The organism is Phosphitispora fastidiosa, from assembly GCF_019008365.1.
GTDB classification, from domain to species: Bacteria; Bacillota; Thermincolia; order Thermincolales; family UBA2595; genus Phosphitispora; species Phosphitispora fastidiosa.
Genome location: NZ_JAHHUL010000003.1, coordinates 104,346 through 126,700, shown reverse-complemented (window position 1 = coordinate 126,700; position 22,355 = coordinate 104,346). Strand labels below are relative to the sequence as shown.

At 45.1% G+C, this 22,355-nt stretch carries 9 protein-coding genes; 3 read left to right on the top strand and 6 right to left on the bottom strand.

Annotated elements, in window-relative coordinates:
• Window positions 1–16 precede the first annotated feature (16 nt).
• The 4 genes from Ga0451573_RS04615 to Ga0451573_RS04600 form a co-directional block, all read right to left on the bottom strand.
• Complete coding sequence (locus Ga0451573_RS04615; RefSeq protein ID WP_231682716.1) at window positions 17–3,673, bottom strand: leucine-rich repeat protein; 3,657 nt, start codon at window positions 3,671–3,673, stop codon at window positions 17–19.
• Window positions 3,674–3,790: 117 nt separating this feature from the next.
• Window positions 3,791–7,813: an S-layer homology domain-containing protein gene (locus Ga0451573_RS04610; protein WP_231682715.1), complete on the bottom strand. Its 4,023-nt coding sequence runs from the start codon at window positions 7,811–7,813 to the stop codon at window positions 3,791–3,793.
• Window positions 7,814–7,843: 30 nt separating this feature from the next.
• Window positions 7,844–12,040, bottom strand: a complete 4,197-nt coding sequence (locus Ga0451573_RS04605) for an S-layer homology domain-containing protein (protein WP_231682714.1) — start codon at window positions 12,038–12,040, stop codon at window positions 7,844–7,846.
• Between the two features lie 70 nt (window positions 12,041–12,110).
• The gene (locus tag Ga0451573_RS04600) at window positions 12,111–12,530 is read right to left on the bottom strand and encodes a LytR/AlgR family response regulator transcription factor (RefSeq protein ID WP_231682713.1); all 420 of its coding nucleotides are present in this window, start codon (window positions 12,528–12,530) and stop codon (window positions 12,111–12,113) included.
• 240 nt (window positions 12,531–12,770) lie between these two features.
• Here Ga0451573_RS04600 and Ga0451573_RS04595 point away from each other — a divergent pair, with 240 nt between their 5' ends.
• Together Ga0451573_RS04595 and Ga0451573_RS04590 are read left to right on the top strand one after the other, a co-directional pair.
• Window positions 12,771–13,040 (top strand): type II toxin-antitoxin system Phd/YefM family antitoxin, encoded by a 270-nt coding sequence (locus tag Ga0451573_RS04595; protein WP_231682712.1) that lies wholly within the window; start codon window positions 12,771–12,773, stop codon window positions 13,038–13,040.
• Complete coding sequence (locus Ga0451573_RS04590) at window positions 13,027–13,344, top strand: type II toxin-antitoxin system RelE/ParE family toxin (protein WP_231682711.1); 318 nt, start codon at window positions 13,027–13,029, stop codon at window positions 13,342–13,344. Before Ga0451573_RS04595 ends, Ga0451573_RS04590 begins: the two co-directional genes overlap by 14 nt.
• A 15-nt stretch (window positions 13,345–13,359) precedes the next feature.
• Here Ga0451573_RS04590 and Ga0451573_RS04585 read toward each other — a convergent pair whose 3' ends face one another.
• Entirely contained in the window at window positions 13,360–14,454 is a 1,095-nt protein-coding gene (locus tag Ga0451573_RS04585; RefSeq protein ID WP_231682710.1) for a response regulator, read from the bottom strand.
• Between the two features lie 2 nt (window positions 14,455–14,456).
• On the bottom strand, window positions 14,457–17,522 hold the full coding sequence (locus Ga0451573_RS04580) for an ATP-binding protein (RefSeq protein ID WP_231682709.1): 3,066 nt from the start codon (window positions 17,520–17,522) through the stop codon (window positions 14,457–14,459).
• A gap of 850 nt (window positions 17,523–18,372) precedes the next feature.
• On the opposite strand from Ga0451573_RS04580, the gene Ga0451573_RS04575 reads away from it, so the two are divergent.
• Complete coding sequence (locus Ga0451573_RS04575; protein WP_231682708.1) at window positions 18,373–22,338, top strand: RCC1 domain-containing protein; 3,966 nt, start codon at window positions 18,373–18,375, stop codon at window positions 22,336–22,338.
• Window positions 22,339–22,355: the final 17 nt, after the last annotated feature.

The window sequence follows — 22,355 nt, the reverse complement described above, 5'->3', positions numbered from 1 at the left end:
GCTGCATGGTACGGGCCTACTTTACAACATTCTCGATAAATCTCATGAGGATAGTAGCGACCTGTGCACGGCTGGCGTTTCCTGAGAGAGCAAGGCTTGTTTCGCTGATGCCGGTGATCAACTCTTCAGCAACAGCCCATTTCATTGCTGTCAGCGCCCACGATGAAACATCACTGGCATCGGCAAATGCAGTCAGGTCATTCGCAGCAGTCAGATCATAGCCTTTGTAGCGTGCGTACCTGTAAAGAATAGCGGCCATCTGCTCCCGTCTGATAGCATCGTTGGGGCCGAATGAATCTGCATCGTAGCCTTCTACGATGTTATTTTCAGCTGCCCAGGCAACTGCCTCCGTATACCAGGTTCCCGGGATGATATCTACAAACAGGTCGGCGATTGTTGTATCAGGCTCATCTTCCAGTCTCCAGAGCACGGTTACCAGCATGGCCCTTGTCATATTCGTGTTCGGTTCGAAGGTTGTTTCAGACGTTCCATCAAATAAACCGGCTCTGAGAACGAAGTCAACGCCTTCACGATACCATTGACTACTATCCACATCGGAAAAGCGTTTACTTGGGTGCTCAAAGGAGGCTTCAATCGTGTGATCCTTTGTAATCTCAGAGAATGTATACTCCGCAACCGCTCCGATGCTTACACCGTCCACGAGGACATCAGTGATAACATAACCGGACTCTGGTGTAATGGTAAATGTTTGTGACTGGTTTTTCTTTACACTGATATTTCCAGATGGCAAGAGCGAGCCGCCCCTACCAGCACTTGCGGTGATTGAGTAGTATGTAATAACCGTTCCTCCGCCTGTCGGTGCTTTAGGAGTCGCCAAATCCTCGTCCGAATAATCGCTATAATAAATATTGTGTCCCGCTTTAACTGCAAAGTAGTATAGCGTACCGTTTTTCAGGTTCTCCACCGTATAGTTGGTTCCGTCATAGACGCTGGCAACATAGTCCTCCTCCTCAGTAAAGCTTCCCGAGCTCTCGGAACAATATACCTTGTAATAGGCATCCTTAACGCTGTCCCAGCTCAGTGTAACCTCTTTGTCTCCGGCTGTTGCAGTCAGCCCGGTGGGCACCGGAGGCGTATCATTATCACTGATTTTAATATTTAGTGGATTTTGTATCCCAAGAACGGCGCCTCCTGTCGGGTCGGACAAAACACATGTCAAGTTCAGGTATCCGTTAAAGACGCTGTCATCATAAGAGGTAAACATGATTACCTTTCTGGATGAATCTCCGTCCGCCCAAGTCAGTGTTCCGCTGTAAGCTTGGTAATGGGTTCCCGCTATAGCGGTTCCATCGGCCATGGCATAGGATACGGAAACCTCGCCGTCCGAGCCGCCGGTCCGCGTCACACCGATCATCCAGCCGTTATAGCCCTCGTAGGTGCCGTGACTGCTGGCTTCGAATTGCAGCGTGCCGGGGGACGGGGGTATATACTCAGCAATATCCATCTTGACCTGTTCACTGACATTTCCGGCTTCATCCTTAACTGCAATATGAATATCTTTAGCACCTGCAGCAAGTGAATCCAGACTAATTGTCTGCTCGGAAGTATCACAAATGATTCCGTTAGCACTGGTGTCAATCGAGGGTTCAGGTGCATCATCTTCCACTACCTGATAATAATACTCACCGGATTCATTGGATGAAAAGCTTACGGTTGCTTCAGTATCGCTGATCCGATTAACGTCTCCTGCTGTTATGATTGGCGGGACGATATCAACTAATTCAAAAACAGCATTTGCCAGCCCGTCAAGAGTGGTAACGATATTGCCGGTATAAGTATTGCCTGCTGCCGTAATGCTAGTGACCGTGGAATCCTGAGGAAGATAGAGATAGATTTTCCCTGAAGCATCCGTAAAAATTTCACTGATATTGTAATAATCAGCACCAGTCATTTGAATATCGGTGACACGAGTTACAGTGTTAATCCCTTCCAGAGTGATGATGGTTTGGTAAACTTCCTCTGCCGATGCATTGACCGGCTGGATCTTTATAGAACTGGCATTTACAGAGCCGCCGTTAATCTGTATATTTGAACAGTCGCCTACACCACCTATATCATATGCAGTATCGTAACCGCTGGATGCCATAACTGTTCCAGAATGAATGATGATATTATGCGCCTGACCACCGCTGCCGTAAAAAATGTCTCCGCCGCCGATACCGGCACCTTGCTTAACTCCGGAAGCATTTATTATGCCACCATAAATGTATATGCCATCAGCATTTGATATGTCTCCGCCGCCGATACCGGCTGTACCATAAGAACCGTTACCGGAAGCAGTTATGTTCCCTCCATTAAACCGGAGATTGGTTGCAGTTCCGCCGTATTTTCCTATACCTGGCGAACTGTTGCCTCCCTTGGCATAAATATTACCGCCGTTGATGGTTAAGTTGTGACCACTGATTCCAGCGCCATTTCCGCTGGGACCATAAACATTTAGGGAACCGCAGTGTTCATCACAGATGTGGCCAGGTTCATCAGCGTGTTCACAGGTGATCACAAGACCTCCTCCAGTAGCAGGAGAGGCATTGGACAAGGAATTTCTAATAATATTGGCAGAGTCATCAGCTAGTAATATTTCTACATTTCTATTTTCGCTGGAGGATAAACTCATTCCTCCGGTTATTTCCAAGCCGTTTAAACATATTTTTACGTTTCCTTCTGTTGCAGTAACAGCAATTTTATTTGCAGTTGCCGTTGTTCCCCATATAGTAATACTTTGATCCTGAGGGATATTATCTCGTTCCATCTGCGGGTCTCCGTAAATGACTTTATATGTGCCGGTATTGGTTCCGTCGGCAATGGTGATATTACCTTCAGATATATCAAAAGTACTTGGCACCTCAAGTTCAACCGTATTGAGGGTTGCAGACCCAGCTGTCCACGTTGGCGTAGTAAATCCCCCTGCGCCACTGTAATAATATACTGTGAAGCCGGATGAAGGTATGGAAAAAACATAATCTGCCATAATTGGAGCATTACCTTCAAAGAGGACAGAATTCAAATTTACATTGTTCCCAAAAGCATTGTATCCAATGCTTGTAATGTTGGCTGGTATCGTCAATGAGCTTAAATTAGTATCATTAAATGTCCAATCTGCAATAGTGGATAAGGATGTAGGAATCCTGAATGAACTTATTGAGGTGATGCTAAATGCACCGTCACCAAGTGTCAACAAATTATTTCCGTTGATAGTAACAGAACATAAGTTTCTATTATTGGCGAAAGAGGTATTGCCAATTTCTGTTACGCTGCTAGGTATTGTTATATTAACCAATTTAGCGCCATTGAAAGCATTTTGCCCAATATATGTAAGGCCCTCTCCTAAATCAATCGTATTCACCATGCTATTTTGGAAAGTGCCGGACTCTATTCTAAGAACGCTATTTGGTACGGTTACAGCGGTAATCTCGGTATTGTTTAAAAATGCATCGCTGTCTATACGGGTAACCGGTTTTCCCTCTATCGTTGAGGGTATTACAATTTCTGTTTCTATTCCAGTATATCCAGTAATTGCTACAGTTGTATCCCCATCATGTAGCACATATTCCCAATCTTCTTCTAATGCATATGCATCAATCGGGAAGATAGTAATCATTGAACATAACATTACAATGATCATGATTGTAGATAGAAATTGTTTCTTTAGCATTTTAGCTTCCTCCCTCTACAATATTTCATTTTCTTTAATTATCATCCAGTTCCTTGCTCCGCTTTACATGAAACGGATTCACCAGTTACAGGAATGCTCCTAATTCTAAACTTCCGTTTATCTCGCCAGCAGGTTATACAGCACCTGGGCCATCTGGGCCCTGGTGGTGGTTTCTGCCGGGCTGAGTATGTTGTCACTGCCGCTGACAACACCGCTCCTGACGAGAGCCGACATGGCTTCATTGGCCCAAGCAGCCACCTGACCGGCATCACTGAAGGTGCCCAACTGCTTGTCATTTGTTGCTGCCGGGAGCTCATCAATCAACTGCAGCGCATTGTAGAGTAAGACGAACATTTCCTGTCTGGTGATTTCTTTATCTGGGGCAAACATATTATTACCTACACCATTAGAGATACCAAGGCTTTTGGCTGCAGCCAAATAGCTGGTATAGTAGGTATTGCCGGCATCAGCAAAGTTGCCGGTTATTTCACCACTCGCAGGTTCAATCTGGTAGGCATTCATCAGAAGCACCATAAACTGGCCTCTGGTAAGCCGCATATCCGGACTGTAGATGCCGTCCCCGGTACCTGAGGTAATCCCGCGGGCGGCAATAAAGTCCACCGCATCCCTGTACCAGGCATCAGCCCTGACATCACTGAAGGTAACCGGATTGTGGCCGATAACGAAGTTGGAGAAATGAGATGTCTTGAATACCACTGCCCCGGCAGCCGCATCAAAGCGCCCTCTGACAACCTTCAGATTTCCGTCATCACTAAGATAATAGATGACAACTGCATTGGGGTTTTCGCCCTGCTTCAAGGTGTATGGAATCCTGACTGTGGCATGACCGCCGCCAAAGTGGGAGACCTGCACATCTCCGTTCTTCACACTCAGGTCATAGACAGGCCTTCCAGCGGCCTTGGCCCTGTCTTTTTCGGAGAGGGTTGTTCCGTCAATGATACCGGCGGAGACAGTTATATTTCCTCCCTCTGCCGCTCCCGAAATGGTCTCAATGGCCTTGCCGTCAAAGGTAATGGAGATAAACGGAGATATGATGGCAAAACCGGCATCTGATTCTGAAGCGATCTCATTAAGCCCGGCCTGTGGGATATTCACTTCAAGTTGCCTGGTGTCTGTCGGAGTATCGACAGATACCTCCATGATATCTCCTTTGGATGTTCCGTTTTCGGCAGCAGCCTTATTAAGCAGGGCGTCAACAACCGCAGTGGAAATACCTGCCTCTGCTACTCCGGAAGAACCCGAAGCAGATACTTCAGTTGAGGTCGTTGTGGTATCATTGATTTTTTCAGTTGTGACTTCGATAGCAGGCGGGGTATAGCTGCTGCCGCTGCTGCCGGTGTTAACTGCTGCAGCCCGCGTTACAGTGACGGTATATGTCGTAGATAATTCACCGTTTGCCACTGTGACCGGAATTTCATTGAGACCGACGGTTAAACTGATTTCAGAAGAACCTGACTCGTTTAACGGAGCGTCATTGACGGTGACTGTCCCAATTGAAGCAGTGGGTGTAACAGTAATACTGTCTTCCTCATACGGTACGCTCACGGCGTAATCGTAAATCTCGGAATCAAAGCCCGGGGTCAGGGTTCCGGTACTAACGGTCAGACCGGTAAGCAGCGGAGTCTCGGCAGCAACCGGAAGGTAGTTGACCGGGCCATATAATGAATTATTGTAATGCTCACCCTGGATATAACTCCAGAGAAGGTCAGAATCAACTCCCCAGATATTATAGGTCGCATTTGTAGATTCATCATTAAAATTGAACAGCCAAGATTGAAGCCCAACCTGGTTTCCGCTGAGATTGTTGGCATCAGCCTCAGCACCTCCGATTACGATATCAAAATACTCTTCGCTTTCTGTTCCGTTTATATATATGCCGTAATTAAACCCTTCAATGGTATTGCGGAGTATTTGCTTGGTAACAGCGGTCTCCGGGATGGCATTGAGAATACTGATACCCAAATGAACGCCTTCTTGACCCGAATCGTTAGCATATGATTCCGGTACTTCAAAAGTATTATCCCGGATCATAACATTGCCATCGGCCGTAACGTAAAGCCCGCTTACATACAAACCCCTTTTAAGGGAAAAAACATTGTTATCAATGAGAATATCTTTGGTTGAAGTAGTATAACCGGCAGAAGAGTAATTGTAGATTGAATTATTAACCATGTTAAGCTGCTCCGCCTGACTTAAAATATAGAACGCCACAGTCTCCAGTTCGTTATTTTCACTGCGCCTGAAGGTGTTTCCCCCAATATTGATTTCGCCCGGGAAGATATCACTGTAACCATCGTTTATCTCGATGGAGATTGAGGTTTGGTCAACAAATTCACAATTGAGGACTGAGAAGGTTTTCGGCCGGGAGCTGTAGTTCCGCAGAGTGTATCTGTCAAAACAAATACCGCGCTGGCCCTCATTGAATATAATTCCATCTATAGTTACACCTTCTGCTGTAACCAAAACCATTTTGCTGTTCCAGGAGTCATCATCGGGATCAGGGTTCAGCACAACCGCGCTTCCCGTGGCTGCAAGTGTTACCTGGCGGTCCAGCCATACCGGGGCATAATACTGTCCATCGGCAATATAGATTGTGCCGCCATTGGCTGCATAGGGCAGCGCTTCCTGAATAGTGCTGAAGGCATCTGTGCCATAGGTGTGGCCTCCGGCATCAGACGTAGAATAATCGTCATCCACATACAGAGTATCAAGAGCTGAGGTAGCCGGTGTTTCATCAAATACAAAGGCTACTTCCGGGTCAGAAACCGGTGACACCGAGTCTGCAGAAGGGTAAACATCAACAATATATATGCGGTCTATAATCTCCTGAATGTCGGTACTCCCCCAGTCGGTTCCCTGCAGGTCTGTCAAAGAAGTGGTACGCAAATCTTCAGCATACAGATTGATTGTGTTCCCCCTGAAGATGTTGCCCAGCCCGGTGCCGCCCAGGCTGACAGTCATAGCATTATTGGTGTTGTTTCCGTAGTAATATACACCATAGGCAAAGTTTACTAATTCATTATTGTTGATCACATAGTTTCCTGTTGTGGTGGCAGAACCGGAATATAAGTAAATTCCGTTTTTACCATCGCCTTTGCTGCCTTTATTGATAATGGTGTTGTTTAATAAACTTATAGTGGCGCTGGCATAACAAGTTTCCAGGTCAAAACCGTCATCTGTGGTTTCCACATAGTTATCTTTTATCAGCAGGCTGGCAATATCATCCATTTCCAGAGCAATACTCATATTTAAAAACCGGTTGCCTGATATCTCTCCGGAAAAGCCGTCTCCGTATATACCCTGGCCTACACCCGCATTCCCTTCAATCACGTTATTCTTTATACTTAGACCTAAATTGCCGTAAACAGTTATGACCGATGAACTATAAGATGTTGCAGTCATTTTAAGATTGGAACCTTCAATATTTAAGCTCGCTCCATAGTTCATATATACCGGTAATTCAGCTTCTATATCGGTATTTTGTACTGATACAGTGATTGCATCAGATTGATGTTGAAACAGACCATATTTAATATTACTGACATTACAATCTTCCAGGGTAACATGGCTGCCTGTAACATCGGCATCATAGATGTAAACCCCGGTGACAGCTAAACCATCTTCAACAAGTTCTCCGGTGGCTGAATTATCACCGGATAAATTGACATGACTTAGGGTAAAACCTAATTTGGTGGCAAGACTATTAGCCGCAAATATCCATTCTGCAGTCCATATCCCGGTAGGCGGCCCAAGCGCACTGTCATAATCAGGATATATTGTAACCTCATCATAATTCCCCTCACCGTCACTAAAAGCCTCAATGGTTAAATTAGCATGAGTTATATACTCTGTTGCGATATAGTCCCCTTCCATTAAGTACATTATTACCTCGTTACCGCTGTAAACGGTTTGAGCTACCGTAAGGGCCTTGTTTATAGTGGCATACGGATTATCCAAAGATCCGTCGCTACCATCATTACCGCCGTCTGAATAAACGTAAAGGGTTACGGGACCTACAGCAGCTGACTCACTCATGGGCAGTACCGCAAACAGAGATACTGCCATTACGAGTGTTAGCAGCCACCACGATAAGGTTTTTCCCTTTGTGTTCCATTTCATTTCCCATTCCTCCTAATTCTAAACTTCCGTTTATTTTGCTAGCAGGTTATACAGCACCTGGGCCATTTGGGCTCTGGTGGTGGTTTCTGCCGGGCTGAGCATGTTGTCACTTCCGCTGACGATACCGCCCTTGACAAGGGCAGACATGGCTTCACTGGCCCACGAAGCCACACTGTCAGCATCGCTGAAGGAACCAAGCTCTTTATCAGTTATGGCTGGCGGAAGTTCATCAATCAACTGCAGCGCATTGTAGAGCAGGACAAACATTTCCTGTCTGGTGATTTCTTTATCTGGGGCAAACATGTTGTTGCCCACACCGTTGGCGATACCCAGGCTTTTGGCTGCAGCCAGATAGCTGGTATAGTAGGTATTGCCGGCATCAGCAAAGTTGCCGGTTATTTCACCACTCGCAGGGTCAATCTGATAGGCATTCATCAGAAGTACCATAAACTGGCCTCTGGTAAGCCGTATCTCCGGGCCATATTTGCCGTCTCCGGTGCCAGAGGTAATCCCGCGGGCGGCAATAAAGTCCACTGCATCTATGTACCAGGCACCAGCCCTGACATCACTGAAGGTAACCGGATTGTGGCCGATAACGAAGTTAGAGAAATGAGATGTCTTGAATACCACTGCCCCGGCAGCCGCATCAAAGTGCCCTCTGACAACCTTCAGATTTCCGTCATCACTAAGATAATAGATAACAACTGCATTGGGATTTTCGCCCGGTTTCAGGGTATAGGGTATCCGTACTGTCGCATGACCGCCGCCAAAGTGGGAGACCTGCACATCTCCGTTCTTGACACTCAGGTCATAGACAGGCCTTCCGGCGACCTTGGCCCGGTCTTTTTCCGAGAGGGTTGTTTCGTCAATGATTCCGGCGGAAATGGTGATATTACCACCCTCTGCGGCATCTGAAATTGTCTCAATAGCTTTATTGTCAAAGGTAATGGATAGAAGCGGGGAAGTAATTCCAAACCCGGCATCAGTTTCCCGGGCAATCCTCTCCAACTGAGGCTGACCGATTTCGGCATTCAGCCTGTTAATATCAGCTGAAGGCTTGATTACCACTGCAATGGTATCCCCTTTGGAAACAGCGCCCTCATCTGATGCTTTTTTGATTAAGGCGTCAACAATGGCAGGTGATATCTCAACAGTTACCTCGCCTCCGGAGGCAGCTTTGCTTATCTCTGTTTTGGTGGTGGTTATGTTATCAGTTGTTTCAGTGGTTACCTTTACCGGGACCGGAGCGCTGCCGCCCCCGCCTGATGAAGGTGGTGTATACGGAGCTCCCTTTAAGACGGGATAACCATCAGATGTTGTGATCCGCCAGGGGTCACTGCTGCTGTAATAATCAGGTGCAGTCCCTCCGCTGACATACCATTTCCAGCCGCTGCCGTAAAAGGTCTTTGTTTTTAACTGCTCTGCCGTCGCGCCGGAATACATGTCCGGGACATCACTTTCATAGATTATGTCAGTTGTGTTTACCTTGCCTCCCACTGCTTTAGTCACATTTTCATTGGCTTCATAATAGTTCTGTGTCAGGGAGGTGTTATAAATCACACCTGTGATACCGCCGGCATAGGCATCCCCTTCATGATTGTTTACTGCTGTGACATCTGCTGCTGTGCTATAAGTATAATTAAGATTCACTTCACCTGCCGCACCGACAACTCCGCCGGCCGTAATCCCGATACACATGGTGCCGGTCTTGGGGGCGCTGTTGCTGGCACTGGATACATTACTTCTGTTATAGCTGTTTTCGATGATTATATTAGGGGTGGTGAAGTCGGTAAAGGTGGTTGAACCAACCAGTCCTCCGGTGAGGGTTGTTCCGGCTACAGCTGATACCGTCTTGTCTGCTCCCATGTTTGCACTGGTCCTGATAATCAGACCGGCATCTTGGCCGTCACCGCAGTCAAGATGGCCGGCAATGCCGCCCGCATAGGCACGGAGGGTTGGGATGTTGTTAATTGAAGTGATATTGGCATCATTTGCGCAGTTCTCGATTATGGAAGCCCTTGAGTATCCATTGATATATCCTGCAATACCGCCCGCATAGGCATATTCATTTCCCTCGCTGACACCGGGATCATCATAACTCGTTACAATATTATCGGCAATTTCCAGCTCCACATCACCGGTATTGGTACAGCCATAAACAGTTGAGTTTGATCCGGCATAACCTACGGTCCCACCGGCATAAGCTGACTGCCCTTCAGCTATTTTGATGACATCAGCAATTATAGCCACCTCATTCCGGCAGTCCTGAATTTCTCCCTCCCACATAGTGCCGGCGATTCCGCCGATATATACCGGGTAGTATTGCTGGGGAAAGATTTCCAGGCTGCCTTCACCTGTCACGGTACAGTTTTCAACCACTTTATCAAAGTATTTCATTTTACTGAGGGAACCGGCAATACCGCCAACTGCGGGTGCTTTGATTTTTTGACCGGCGCCAATGGTAACTTCGCAGTTCTTAACAGAAGACATGCACTGTCCCACTATGCCCCCGGCATATTTATCCCACCCGTCAGTAATGATACTGCCACCTGAAAATACAACGGAACAGTTGTCTATTTCGCCGAAATAGGAACCTCCGGCTATGCCTCCTGTGCTGCCATTGGGACAATCAGTAACAATATTACCATCAAAGGTTACGCTGCAATTTCTGATGCTGCCGTCATCTATTGTCCCGACTATGGCACCAACCTTGGCAGACCCATAATTTTCAGTGTTTATGCCGTTTATAATGACATTTAAATCCTCTACCAGCGACTCTTCACCTGTTATCCGGGCAAAAAGGCCCACCTGAATGTGGACAGCTTCCGGACCTGCGTATTCTATGTAAAGATTATCAATGGTATGGCCATTACCCAGGTATTTGCCTCTAAATTCGTCATCATCAGTTGACTGGTCACCATCCACGATGCCGCCAATGGGATTCCAGCCCCCGGCAAAATCAACAGCCAGGTCGATGTCTGCAGTCTGGATAAAATTCAGGTCCAGGTGGTCATTTATGTGGGCCAGCTGTTTCCCGTTGGCAACATGGTAATATCTCTCCCCGTCAATGTCCGTGTACTCTGTGAATCCGCCCTCATCATCTGACAAACCACAGTCGGAAAGAAGGCAGGTATCTATTTTAACCCATACCATATTTGTCCCGTCATCTGTATATGTATAATACCCGGATTTTGTGGTCGGTTCAGTCCGGCTGCCTGCACTGCCGTCTTTTGTAAGCTCCCCGACCTGGATATATGTATTAGCCGTAATTGTACCATCTATGGTTATCTGCCCGCCGCCTAGGGCTGTTGCACCTGCAGCGGTTGCACCGGTTGAGGTGGTATTGTTTTTGATGAAGACTGAAGTACCTTCACCATAAGCATAAATGCCATTTTTGCTTGTAACGTCCCCGTCAATAGTAACATTAGAACCGCCGGAGGCTTCCACACCCAGGTTATTGCTTGCCGTAACAGTGCCTTCTATATGAGCAGTACCGCCATTGGTCCCATAAGCGGTAATCCCTTTATATGCACCCTGTATATTACCTGCCACTGTGAGATTCGCTCCGGCGCTTACACTTGCCCCGGTGCCGTTGGAGGCTGAAACATCACCATCAATCGTGACCGAGGTGTCTGTGCCGTGTACACCTATACCGGTAAGACTCTGCACACTGCCTTCCACGTGAACGCTTGCGCCGCTGTTAACAAGTAAGCCCGTACCAACATTGTTCATAGCCGAAATGTTCCCCTTGACAGTCACTGAACTGCCGGAGTCAGCAGCCACACCATAGCCATAAATCCCTGAAATGCCGGACACCGTGACCGTGCCGCCGTCATGGGCATATACACCCCTGTATCCCCCAGCGATGTTTAGGAAGCCGCCGTCTGTGTCAATAATATCGACTACCCCGCCGCTGCCTGCTTCAAGTACAGGATCGGTGTGGAATAATCCGAGATTCAGAGTATATGTGCCCAGGTCAAATGTGATATTTTTATTAATAACACTGATGCCCGTACCCGATTCGTAATCAATGTTTTGGAGCAGGGTAATTGTTGCTGTCTCTCCGTCCTCAACTGCAGCCAGGGCGTCATCTAATGTGGAATAACCGGTCCCGTCGATTTCACAGACATCAGCCGGAACTGCCAACACTGTCGCTGACATGACCGCCAACATTGAGAGTATCATTACAGTTATTAATAGCCCTCTAGATATGGTTTTTCCTTTCAATTTCATTTCCTCCCATCTCACATAATTTTCCGGTTTCACACTTTAGAATTCTATGGGTCTTCAAACATCTCTATGGTGAACCACCCCGTTTCCGGTTATCACGTTTCCTGATATTTTCAATCACTTCATCCAAGCGTTTCTGGTCAGCCGGCAGCAGCAGGTATCCCCGGGCCCCTTCGTCAAAAGCCATCAGGGCATATCCTGCGATACCGGCCATAAAGACGACCCTGGTAGCCGGAGAAATCTTTATTATTTCCTTGGCCAGGGACAGTCCCTGAAGCCCCGGACCGCCGACGCGGATAAAGGCAATTTGGACCCACCCCTTTTCCAGTTCACTAAAGAAATCCGGCATCCTGCTGAAACAGGAAATCCGGTCAACATGGGGATTGTTGCCCAACAGACCTGCCATGGCTTCAAGAGTTGCGGGGTCAGTATCAATAACCGCAGCATTATACATCATATCATTCCTTTTCTTAGCTTCCGGTTTCATTATACAAAGCCTCACTAAACCACCACTAAACAAAGGCAAAAAAAATAGCCGCTCAGGCATTCACATCGCACCTGACCGGCGGTCTTATTCCTATTCACTTTTTTCGGCGCCTGCGATTTTTGGGTAAACTCTTTTAAAACTATCATTCTCTCCATCTTCTCAGGTTCTAAAGTATCTGTTTATATTCTAACTGAATTATAGTATAATAATAGTAGAATAATTTGATCGGAGGATATCAATATGATTATAAAGTCATCCACTACACTACGGAATGATTATAATGCCATTGCACAACTTGCCCGTGAAAAAGCCGAACCGGTATACATTACACGCAATGGCGAGGGTGACCTTGTCGTTATGAGCATCGAGGCCTTTGAACGCCGGGAAGCTATGCTTGACCTTCGTGAAAGACTTCTTTTTGCTGAACAACAACGTCTTTCAGGCGAACCGACAATTTCACTTAACGAATCTCACAAGCGGCTGAAGGAAAAAATTAATGGAACGATATAACGTTGAGTTATTACCTGCCGCTTATTCAGACTTGGATGAAATATTCGACTATATAATGGCAGAAAATCCCCAGGCGGCTGACGGAATACTCGAAAGTATCATACAGTCCTTACATCGTCTTGAGAGTTATCCGCATTCTGGTGCACCGCTATTCGATCGTCCTCTAAAAAATTTCAATTTTAGAATGGTCATTGTTGATCCTTATATAGCCTTCTATCGCATAATAGACAGCAAGGTCATTGTCTATCGTATTTTACACGGTGCCAGGAATTACTCTCACCTTTTGAAAGATTCGCAGAAATAAAGAAAAGGGGGAAATTTAATTCTGCCTCATCAGCTTCTTGAACTTTGCCTCAGGTTCAAGACCCAGATCATTCTTTAAGCCTCTCTTATATATATCATAATATTGGACTGCGGCAATTGTATCTTTTACCGCCAGTAATGCCTCAATGAGCCTGTAATTCAAAATACTGTGCAGTGATTCATGGGTCAGGCCGGTTTTCAACAGTTCAACCAGCCTGCTGTAATTTCCGGCCGTTTTATAATAATCAGCCATCTTTATAATTAGCCGGATATACTTTTCCCTGTACAGCATCTTGTTTCTTTCCGCCCATTGAAATTCATTGTCCCCCAGATAATCCCCTGTGTAAAGGGCAGCAGTCTCTTCATATTCCGAAATGGTAATATCACTGATCTTATCCGCAGCAGACACCCGCGTCAGGAACCTGTGGCCGTCACAATCAATTGAGCTGGTATCAAGCCGGTATGAACCCCTTAAATGCTCAATACTAACCTGAATACCATTGCGCAACAGGGCTTTCCTGACATAGTGCAGGGTGGTATTAAAATGGGTGACAGCCCTGTCACCGTCATAGTCCGGCCATAAACGGTCAATAATTTCATTTCGGCTGACTTCCCTGCCTTTACAGTCAATAAAGTAGGCAAGTAATTCCTCCGCCTTACCGGTACGGAATTTTACCTCACTGGACCGGATGATTACCTTGAACCTGCCAAAACAGCGCACCTGCATCTGGGAAGGATTCATTTGGATCTCTTTCTCCTGAATGATCCTGTCCAGGGTTTCCTGAAGCCTGTCTTTATCCACAGGTTTCATCAGATAATCCAGCGCATTTAAATGGAAGGCCTCTACTGCATATCCGTTATAAGCGGTCACAAATACTACTGCGGCCCAGCTCTGCAGGTCAAGTATATGGTTAGCGAGTTGGAAACCGTCCAGCTCCGGCATCTCAATATCAAGAAAAGCTGCATCTATCTTAACCTTCTTTATAAATTCCAGCGCTTCCACCGGATTTGTAAACTTCCCTGTTATCTCCACAATCCCGCTATCTCTCAGCAGCTTCTCCATCTTATCAGCTGAAGGACGTTCATCTTCAACGATTATTGCCCGAATCAAGATTAAACACCTCCAATAGGCACAGTAAATGAAACTTGTGTTCCTTTACCGGTTTCACTTTCTATTACCAGGCCTGTTCCGTAAATCTTCTTCAGCCGGAAACGAATGTTTTTCAGGCCAACACCGCTTAAATTTTCGTCTGTCAAAATTTTGTCCAGCTTATCAGCAGGAATCCCCGGCCCATTATCGCTGACGGTTACCTGCACTCCGTCCGGGGCCTTGCCGACCGATATGGTGACAGTGCCCCCTCCCGGTTTTTTCCTCAGGCCGTGCATGATGGCATTTTCAACCAGGGGCTGTATGGACAAAGGAGGTATATCTATTTGTATACTGTCATCCAAAACAAATTCCACCTTCATTTCATCACCGAACCGAGCCTTCTCTATTGCCAGAAAAGACTTAATTAGGCTGATTTCTGTGTTGAGGGGGACAAACAAGTCGAGATTTTTAAAATCAAAGCTGTGCCTGAGGTAGTTGGCCAGGTCATTGATTAGTTTACCTGCGCGTTCCGGGTCGGTATCACAAAATGACGATATGGTATTCAGGACATTAAAGAGAAAATGAGGTTTGATTTGGGCCTGCAGAAAGGCCACTTCAGCCGCTTTTGCCTTATCTACCGAGTCCTTCAGGTTCACCAGTGTCTTCGCCCTGGCCAGCAGCTCTTCGACCTCCACCGGCTTTGGCAGGTAATCATTGGCCCCTGCTTCAAAGCCCCTTACAATATCTTCAGTATTGGTTTTGGCTGTCAGCATCAGAACCGGCAGGTCATAGTGGGACCTATTATCCCTTATTTTCCGGCAGACTTCATAACCGGACATCTCCGGCATCATCACATCCAATACCACTAGAGAAATATCTTTTTGCTTCCTGACCTCTTCCAATGCTGCCTGGCCACTGTCCACCGCTGTAACAGAGTATCCCTCTGTTTTTAGAATGGCTGCAGCCGACTGTAGGTTAACTATCTCGTCATCAACCACCAAAACATGGGCTCCTGCTCCTGCTATCCTGAAGGACAGGGATTGCCGGGCAGCGGCGACAGGCTCGTAGACCGGAACGTCTGTTTCATTTTCTGCGGCCTGTTCTTCTGCCGTCGGGAGGGTAAAAGTAAACTTTGAGCCTTTACCCACCTCTGATGCCACCCATATACTGCCCCCATGTGATTCCACCAAAAATTTTGTGATCGGGAGGCCCAGTCCGGTTCCGCCGTATTCGCGGGTAATAGATGTGTCTACCTGTTCAAAGGACTTGAATATATCGTCAAATTTTTCTTCAGGGATGCCCGAACCGGTATCCTCCACACAGACTTCCAGCATTTCACCCGATTCTTTTACCGTAACCCTGATATATCCCTGTCTGGTAAATTTCACCGCATTGCCTACCAGATTGTACATGATTTGTGCCAGCCGGTTTTCATCAGCCATGACCGGGGGAAGTCCGCCCGGAATGACACTGGATATTTCCACCTGCTGCCGGTCAGTCAACTGCCGGAAAACATTTAATGTTGTCTCAATGACAGCTTCTACCCGCAGGGGCTTTAGGCTGAGCTTGATATCACGGTGCTTCAGCCTGGAATAATCGAGGATATCATTAACCAGGTTGGCCAGCCTCCTGGTACTCACCGCCACAATGGATAAATTCTGTCTCTGCTCTTCATTCAGATCCCCTTCACTACCCCTGAGCATGGCCTCAGCTATGCCAAGGATACCATTGAGCGGGGTCCGCAGTTCATGTGATGTATTGGCAAGAAACTCATCTTTGAGCTTATCCATCCTGAGCAGTTCACCGGACAGCTCGTTCACATTTTTGAAGGCCTGTGAAAACCTCCTGGCAAGGACAAAAGACTGTAGAAAGAGAAGCACAAAAAAGCCAAAATTTGATAATTCGCCAACATATTGAGGAATCAACTTTAAATGAACCAGGATATCGTAACCGGCACTGCCGACCAGCGCCAGCCCTCCAAATAACACTATTGAAGAATTCTGTTTTCCCCTCATGAAGGCAATAAAGGTACAAACAACGGCATATACAGATGTCAGGGTTAGCATTGCCAAGGCAAAATAGGTATACCTTGTATAGATATGGACAGGGAGCAGCAACGTCGCAATTGTCACTGCTGCCGCATAGATGACAGCTGCTCTGACTGCCTTTTGGGACACCTCTTCAGGGAACAACTCCCTCAAGAGTAAGAGAAAAGCTGTGGGAAACCAGTATAAAGTGGCATAATTAATAAAAACTACGGCCTGGTAGCTAATTAACGGCAGCAGCCTGTACACCGCATAGTCCCCGTGTATACTCGTCCTGCCGATGACAACAATACACATGAGGACGAAATACAGGCTGCTCCTGTCTTCACGTCTCATCAGGAAAATACTTAAATAGTACATTCCCATAATGAAAAAACTGCCAAACAGGAAAATATCACGGTAGATAATCCGCCTGTCCAGAAACTGAATCTGTTCCGATGTGCCCATTTCGATTGAAAACCACATGCCCCCGCGGGAATAAACGAAGTTTGACATCTGTACAATAATATCGAACTGGTCTCCCGGAGGTAAAACCTGAACCGTATGAGGATTCAATTCCGGTCTGAAGTTAGCCCTGTCCGCTGCTGCATTCCCGGTAGAGGCAACCAGCCTGTCATTGATGTACATCCGATAAGCAGTAGACTCTGAAGGTATCCGGAAGGCCATAATTTCATCTGTATCTGCGTTAATCACCTTCAGCCGGTAGGTTGCATACCCGAAACCGGGAAGATTACTGCCATTGATTTTGTAAGTGTTCCAGACACCCGGCACTTCAGCCTTTACATCAGCTTCCGGACCCGAATCCTTAAGTTCATCATGGCTGAGGAACCTGTTCCAATAGAAGTCCCATTCCCCACCCAGGCTCAAAATCCCGTCTCTTTCGGGATCCCATCCGGCCAGGTCCAGTATTCCGTTTCGGGCCGAAAGGGGCGAAAACTTCGCGTTGGTATCTGTAAAAGCAATAACTGCAAAACTTATTCCGGCAATCATTACTGCAATGGCGAAACCAATAACGAGTCTTTTCCCTCTTTGATAAAAGCCCATGGGCATCAAACCTCATTCTTATGCAAAATATTTCGTGTTTATATATGCTTTCTCCAAAATGTCTTATATTTCCTGCTAATCAGTTACTGGTAACAGCAACCAATGGCAAGAATATCTAGAAAGTAGTAGATGAAAAGCAGGTTATTTTTTTAAAATGAGAAACATGGACAAAGAGCAAAGGCTGAACGTGCCGCTACCGTTACAAAAATATTGGGATCTTATAAACAATTCTGGAAAATATCTACGGGATACTTCCCATGACGAGGCAGGTTATGTAAAGAATCTAAATTTTGACAAGAATCGGGTGAAATAATTTCGTCCACAAAATTAAAATGCTTCAACTTGATAAGGGCAAGCTAAGAAAAGTAAAAAATTTTTGCTGATACTCAAAAAGACTGCGATTAATTTCGTGGTTTTTTTTGTATTTTAAACCCCTAAGACCGTATTTTGTACCCCAAAAACCGCATTTCAGGAAATGAGGAGATTGTCCAGTTTGAAATCTTTACATTAAGATGACAAATTCGACCGCATTTGCATACCCCTAGTCCTGCTATTTCGACATTGTTAGCAGGTTTGATGTTATACAATAGTAGGAACAAAAGTCATTTGTAAAAAATGGGGTAATCTGCTTTTAATTGAAAAAAGGGTATTTTTTGGGTGATTTAATGTGAATAGGAGGTGGAGTGGAAAGGCCTACAATTGGTTCAGCCCTGTGTCATTGTTTTTTCTGTTGGACCTAGGTGTTGCCGGAAAGAGTCTCCAGTTTTCGCTGCTAAATGTTATAAGCTCGTTCTGAAAGCATCGTAGTCTCAAAAATTTTTTTAAAGTAAAAATTATTGGAGGTAATTAAATGTATAAGAAAAAAATTTCTCTTATTTTGTGTTTGATGATGATTTTGTCTCTGTTTCCTAATATAGTTCAGGCAGCTGAAGTACAGCAAAATTTACCGTTTTATGATGAAATGGAAAACACAGATGGTATAGCCAATATTACTTCAGGGACCAAGTCATTGGTCCAAGACAGAATTAGCGAAAATTATGCTGTGAAAATTCAGTGTGGTGTTGATAGCACTAAAGATTATGTGGATTTCACTTTAGCTGCTGCCTCCGCTTCATGTGCTGTAAACAGATATAGCAAAATTAACTTGTGGGTTAAGCCAGTGGCCGGTGCACAATGGATAGAATTTTGGGCAGATGACTCTCAGGTAAAAAATGATTCAAATAAGGATGGCAAATTTTATGTCGGACAAGACCTAAACAGTGGGCAATGGAATTCATTAACGTTGGATTTGGCTGCATTGGATCCCCAGATATCTGAGGTAAATAGTATCCAAGTTCATTGTAACGAAGCTTCAACCTGGTACTTTGATGAATTAACATCTGTCTATTCTCCAACTTATTTATCAGATATCCCCAAAATGGCTAATTCTCAGACTGTTTATCTTAATGGAGGGTTACGATTTAATTCAAATCCAACCGAGCCAGATTTTTTACCAAATACATATAATACAAACCCTACCATTATGGTAACACAGAATAACATCCTCAAAGAGGACACAACTAAATCGGATTTTCAACAGGGTATTTTAAGCAGTGTAATTCCCACCAATGATGGGGCAGTAGAGTTAAATAAAAAAGTTATAATTGATGGGGGACTAAAACATTCACTTTTAATAGGGCCTGACAGTACAGCATGGGCAAGTGGTATGAACGAGTATGGCCAGTTAGGAGATGGCACTTCTACATACAGAGCCACCCCAGTACAAGTAAGCGGTTTGACCGATATAGTTTCAGTTTCCGTTGGATATGATTATTCCATAGCATTAAAATCTGATGGTACAGTGTGGGCTTGGGGATGTAATTATGCTGGCCGGTTAGGAGATGGTACTACTACACACAGGTACACTCCGGTACAGGTAAGCGGTCTGACCGATGTAGTTACTATCGCTGCTGGATCTATGCATTCTGTAGCATTAAAATCTGACGGTACAGTGTGGGCTTGGGGCTATAATAGTAATGGACAGTTAGGAGATGGCACTACTACACACAGATACACTCCGGTACAGGTAAGCGGTCTGATCGATGTAGTTTCTGTTTCCGCTGGAAATGATCATTCCATAGCATTAAAATCTGATGGTACAGTGTGGGCATGGGGGAAAAACAATTTTGGCCAGTTAGGAGATGGTACTTCTACAGACAGTTACACCCCAGTTCAGGTAAGCGGTCTAACCGAAGTAGTCTCAATTGCTGCTGGGTTCCAATATTCAATGGCACTTAAATCTGATTGGACAGTTTGGGGGTGGGGGTATAATAGTTGTGCCCAGTTAGGATATGTAACTGGTACAATTGTATGGTACACCCCTCTTCAGGTAAGCGGTCTAACGGATGTGATTTCTATTGCTGCTGGGGCGCGTCATTCAATGGCACTTAAATCTGACGGTACAGTATGGACCTGCGGAGACAACATGGATGGGCAATTAGGAGATGGTACTACTACAACCAAGCCCACCCCAGGACAGGTAATCGGTCTAACCGATGTAGTCTCGATTGCTGCTGGGGAAAAGCATTCAATGGCTATAAAATCTGATGGTACAGTGTGGGCTTGGGGAAGCAACTCATGGGGGCAGATAGATGGAACTGCCACGTTTCGGTTTACAAGCCCTCAAACAAGCTCTTTCTTTGCTCTAAACCATACCAGAGGATACTATGAAGCAACAGTAGACTTATCAACTATTCAAAATCCTACCAACTTAATCATTAGCTGGACTTCCATTGTTCCTGCAAATACCGGATTATCAGTAGAAACCAACGTTTCTTTAGACGAAGGGGTTAGCTGGCAAGGATGGAAAGCAGTTTCAAATGGTGGCTTCATCCCAGATGTTTCTGCAGAAACGGATTTATCAAGCGCAGTTTTGAAATATAAAGTAACTTTGACATCTAATGACCCTTTTATTACCTCTCAGTTGCAAGACTTAACAATAACTGGAGATTGTCTCTCCGTCTTACCAATAGGTAAAATGTCAAAGGTTTCCATTGACTCATCATATATTGACAATTCAGGAACAATAAGCTCTCTTCCAGTCACAAGAACATACTCTACTGCTAAACCTACAGTAGTTACCCTGTCAGGAGACGGAAACAGAATCTTTTATGCAAACCCCGATGCTGGAAATAAGTTATATTTAGTTGATCTAAGAACCGGGGAAAAAAAGGAACTATCCAGTTATGTACCTGTGTCCATTAAAACAGATTTAACAGGGAATAAAGTTGCTTTTAAAACTGCATCAAATGATTTATACGTTTATGATGACATTTCCAAACAAACGACTCTTGTTAAGACAGGTGTTGCAGATTATTCAGTTCAAAATGATGGTTCCGTTTGTTATCACGGTGAAGGCAATATATATCTGTACTCAACAACATCACCTGGTGAGTTATTGATCAGTTCAACAGCTAGTCATCTTGACAGTTCCAGAATAGGAAACCAGATATTCTATACCAATGCAGACAAGCTATTCCAAGTAGTAAAAACTCCAACAGGCTGGCAGAGTTCTGAGTTAATGACTGCAAAGGATACTGTCCAAGGGCTGTGGTCAAATTCGGATGGATCTTTAGTTTTCACGAAAGTTTATGGAGACCTGTATAGTTATCAGGTTTCATCAGAAACCTCCAGGAAACTTGATGTAAATAACAACTCAAATATTATCAAAGTCACTGATGGCAATAAATTAATTCTTAATGATGGAAATGATCAATATCACCTTTACGATACCGAAACAGATACATTAAAAGACATCCGCCCTACTGATGCTGAAGATAGCTATCAATTTAGTGTGAATGATACAGGCACCAAAATGGCCTATATTGCTGTTAATGGTCTCTCAACCTACTATTTCAATGGTGTGAAACGACCTGAGCGTTACTTATTCTCCTTTGACGGCAAGAATTCATGGCATACATACAAAGAAGGGACATGGGCAGTTGTCAAAACAGGCGCTACTCCTTTAGACGAAGACTTCCAACAACATGGAATGACCATAGACGAGGTCAATGCCATGGATGAAAGTGATTTTGCGCCCCTCTATGCCGGCGGACGTGAGGTACTGTATTTTGATACAGCAGTATACTTTGCTTCAGTGGACCCCTATATTAGTCCATCTCTAAAAAGCATAACAGTAACACTCAATGGCGGTGACAGCTATTCAGGTGATATATCACTGGAAAAGGCTTTATATACCACAAAAAGTCAGTCTTTTGATGCATCTAATTGGAGGAAAATCAGAAGGATTTACCCGGTAGAAATTCAGCCCAAAGCTGCTGAAATGCACTATTTCATTGTTAAAGACCCAACAAATCCAGTTTACTACTCCTATAAGGACAATCAGTGGACAACTGTTAGTGCCGATTTAATAGCTGATGTTGAAAACAATTGGATTGCCGTTACCCAGCAGGGGATGAGTGCAGAAGAATTAAGAGCCATCCCTGAATTGGACCTAACCAGTCAACTTGCAGGGACCAGTTTCTCTGTTGTCAATGCCATGAAGGTTGATGACATGTCAACCGAAGGGTATAACAGCTTGATTACGGTGGATTATGTTGAAGACCTGTTCGTGCTGCCTAATTTAATATTAAACATTACAATGACCGATGGGACTATTAAGACCTACAATGGCCTTGATGAAGATTCTGTAGAAGACTTTATGGAATGGATTAATGAAAGACAGTATAATAGAGGTTCCATTTTCTACCGCATTCCTACTACAAATGATTTTATAAACTACTATAACGTTCAATTCGTTTCAGTTGACGAGAGTTAGATTCACCCCAAGTTAGG

Bases quoted from the DNA above. Each gene is read 5' to 3' on its own strand.
- Ga0451573_RS04580 (WP_231682709.1), bottom strand. From the start codon at position 17,522: ATGGGCTTTTATCAAAGAGGGAAAAGACTCGTTATTGGTTTCGCCATT.
- Ga0451573_RS04590 (WP_231682711.1), top strand. From the start codon at position 13,027: ATGGAACGATATAACGTTGAGTTATTACCTGCCGCTTATTCAGACTTG.
- Ga0451573_RS04595 (WP_231682712.1), top strand. From the start codon at position 12,771: ATGATTATAAAGTCATCCACTACACTACGGAATGATTATAATGCCATT.
- Ga0451573_RS04600 (WP_231682713.1), bottom strand. From the start codon at position 12,530: ATGAAACCGGAAGCTAAGAAAAGGAATGATATGATGTATAATGCTGCG.
- Ga0451573_RS04615 (WP_231682716.1), bottom strand. From the start codon at position 3,673: ATGCTAAAGAAACAATTTCTATCTACAATCATGATCATTGTAATGTTA.
- Ga0451573_RS04575 (WP_231682708.1), top strand. From the start codon at position 18,373: ATGTATAAGAAAAAAATTTCTCTTATTTTGTGTTTGATGATGATTTTG.
- Ga0451573_RS04610 (WP_231682715.1), bottom strand. From the start codon at position 7,813: ATGAAATGGAACACAAAGGGAAAAACCTTATCGTGGTGGCTGCTAACA.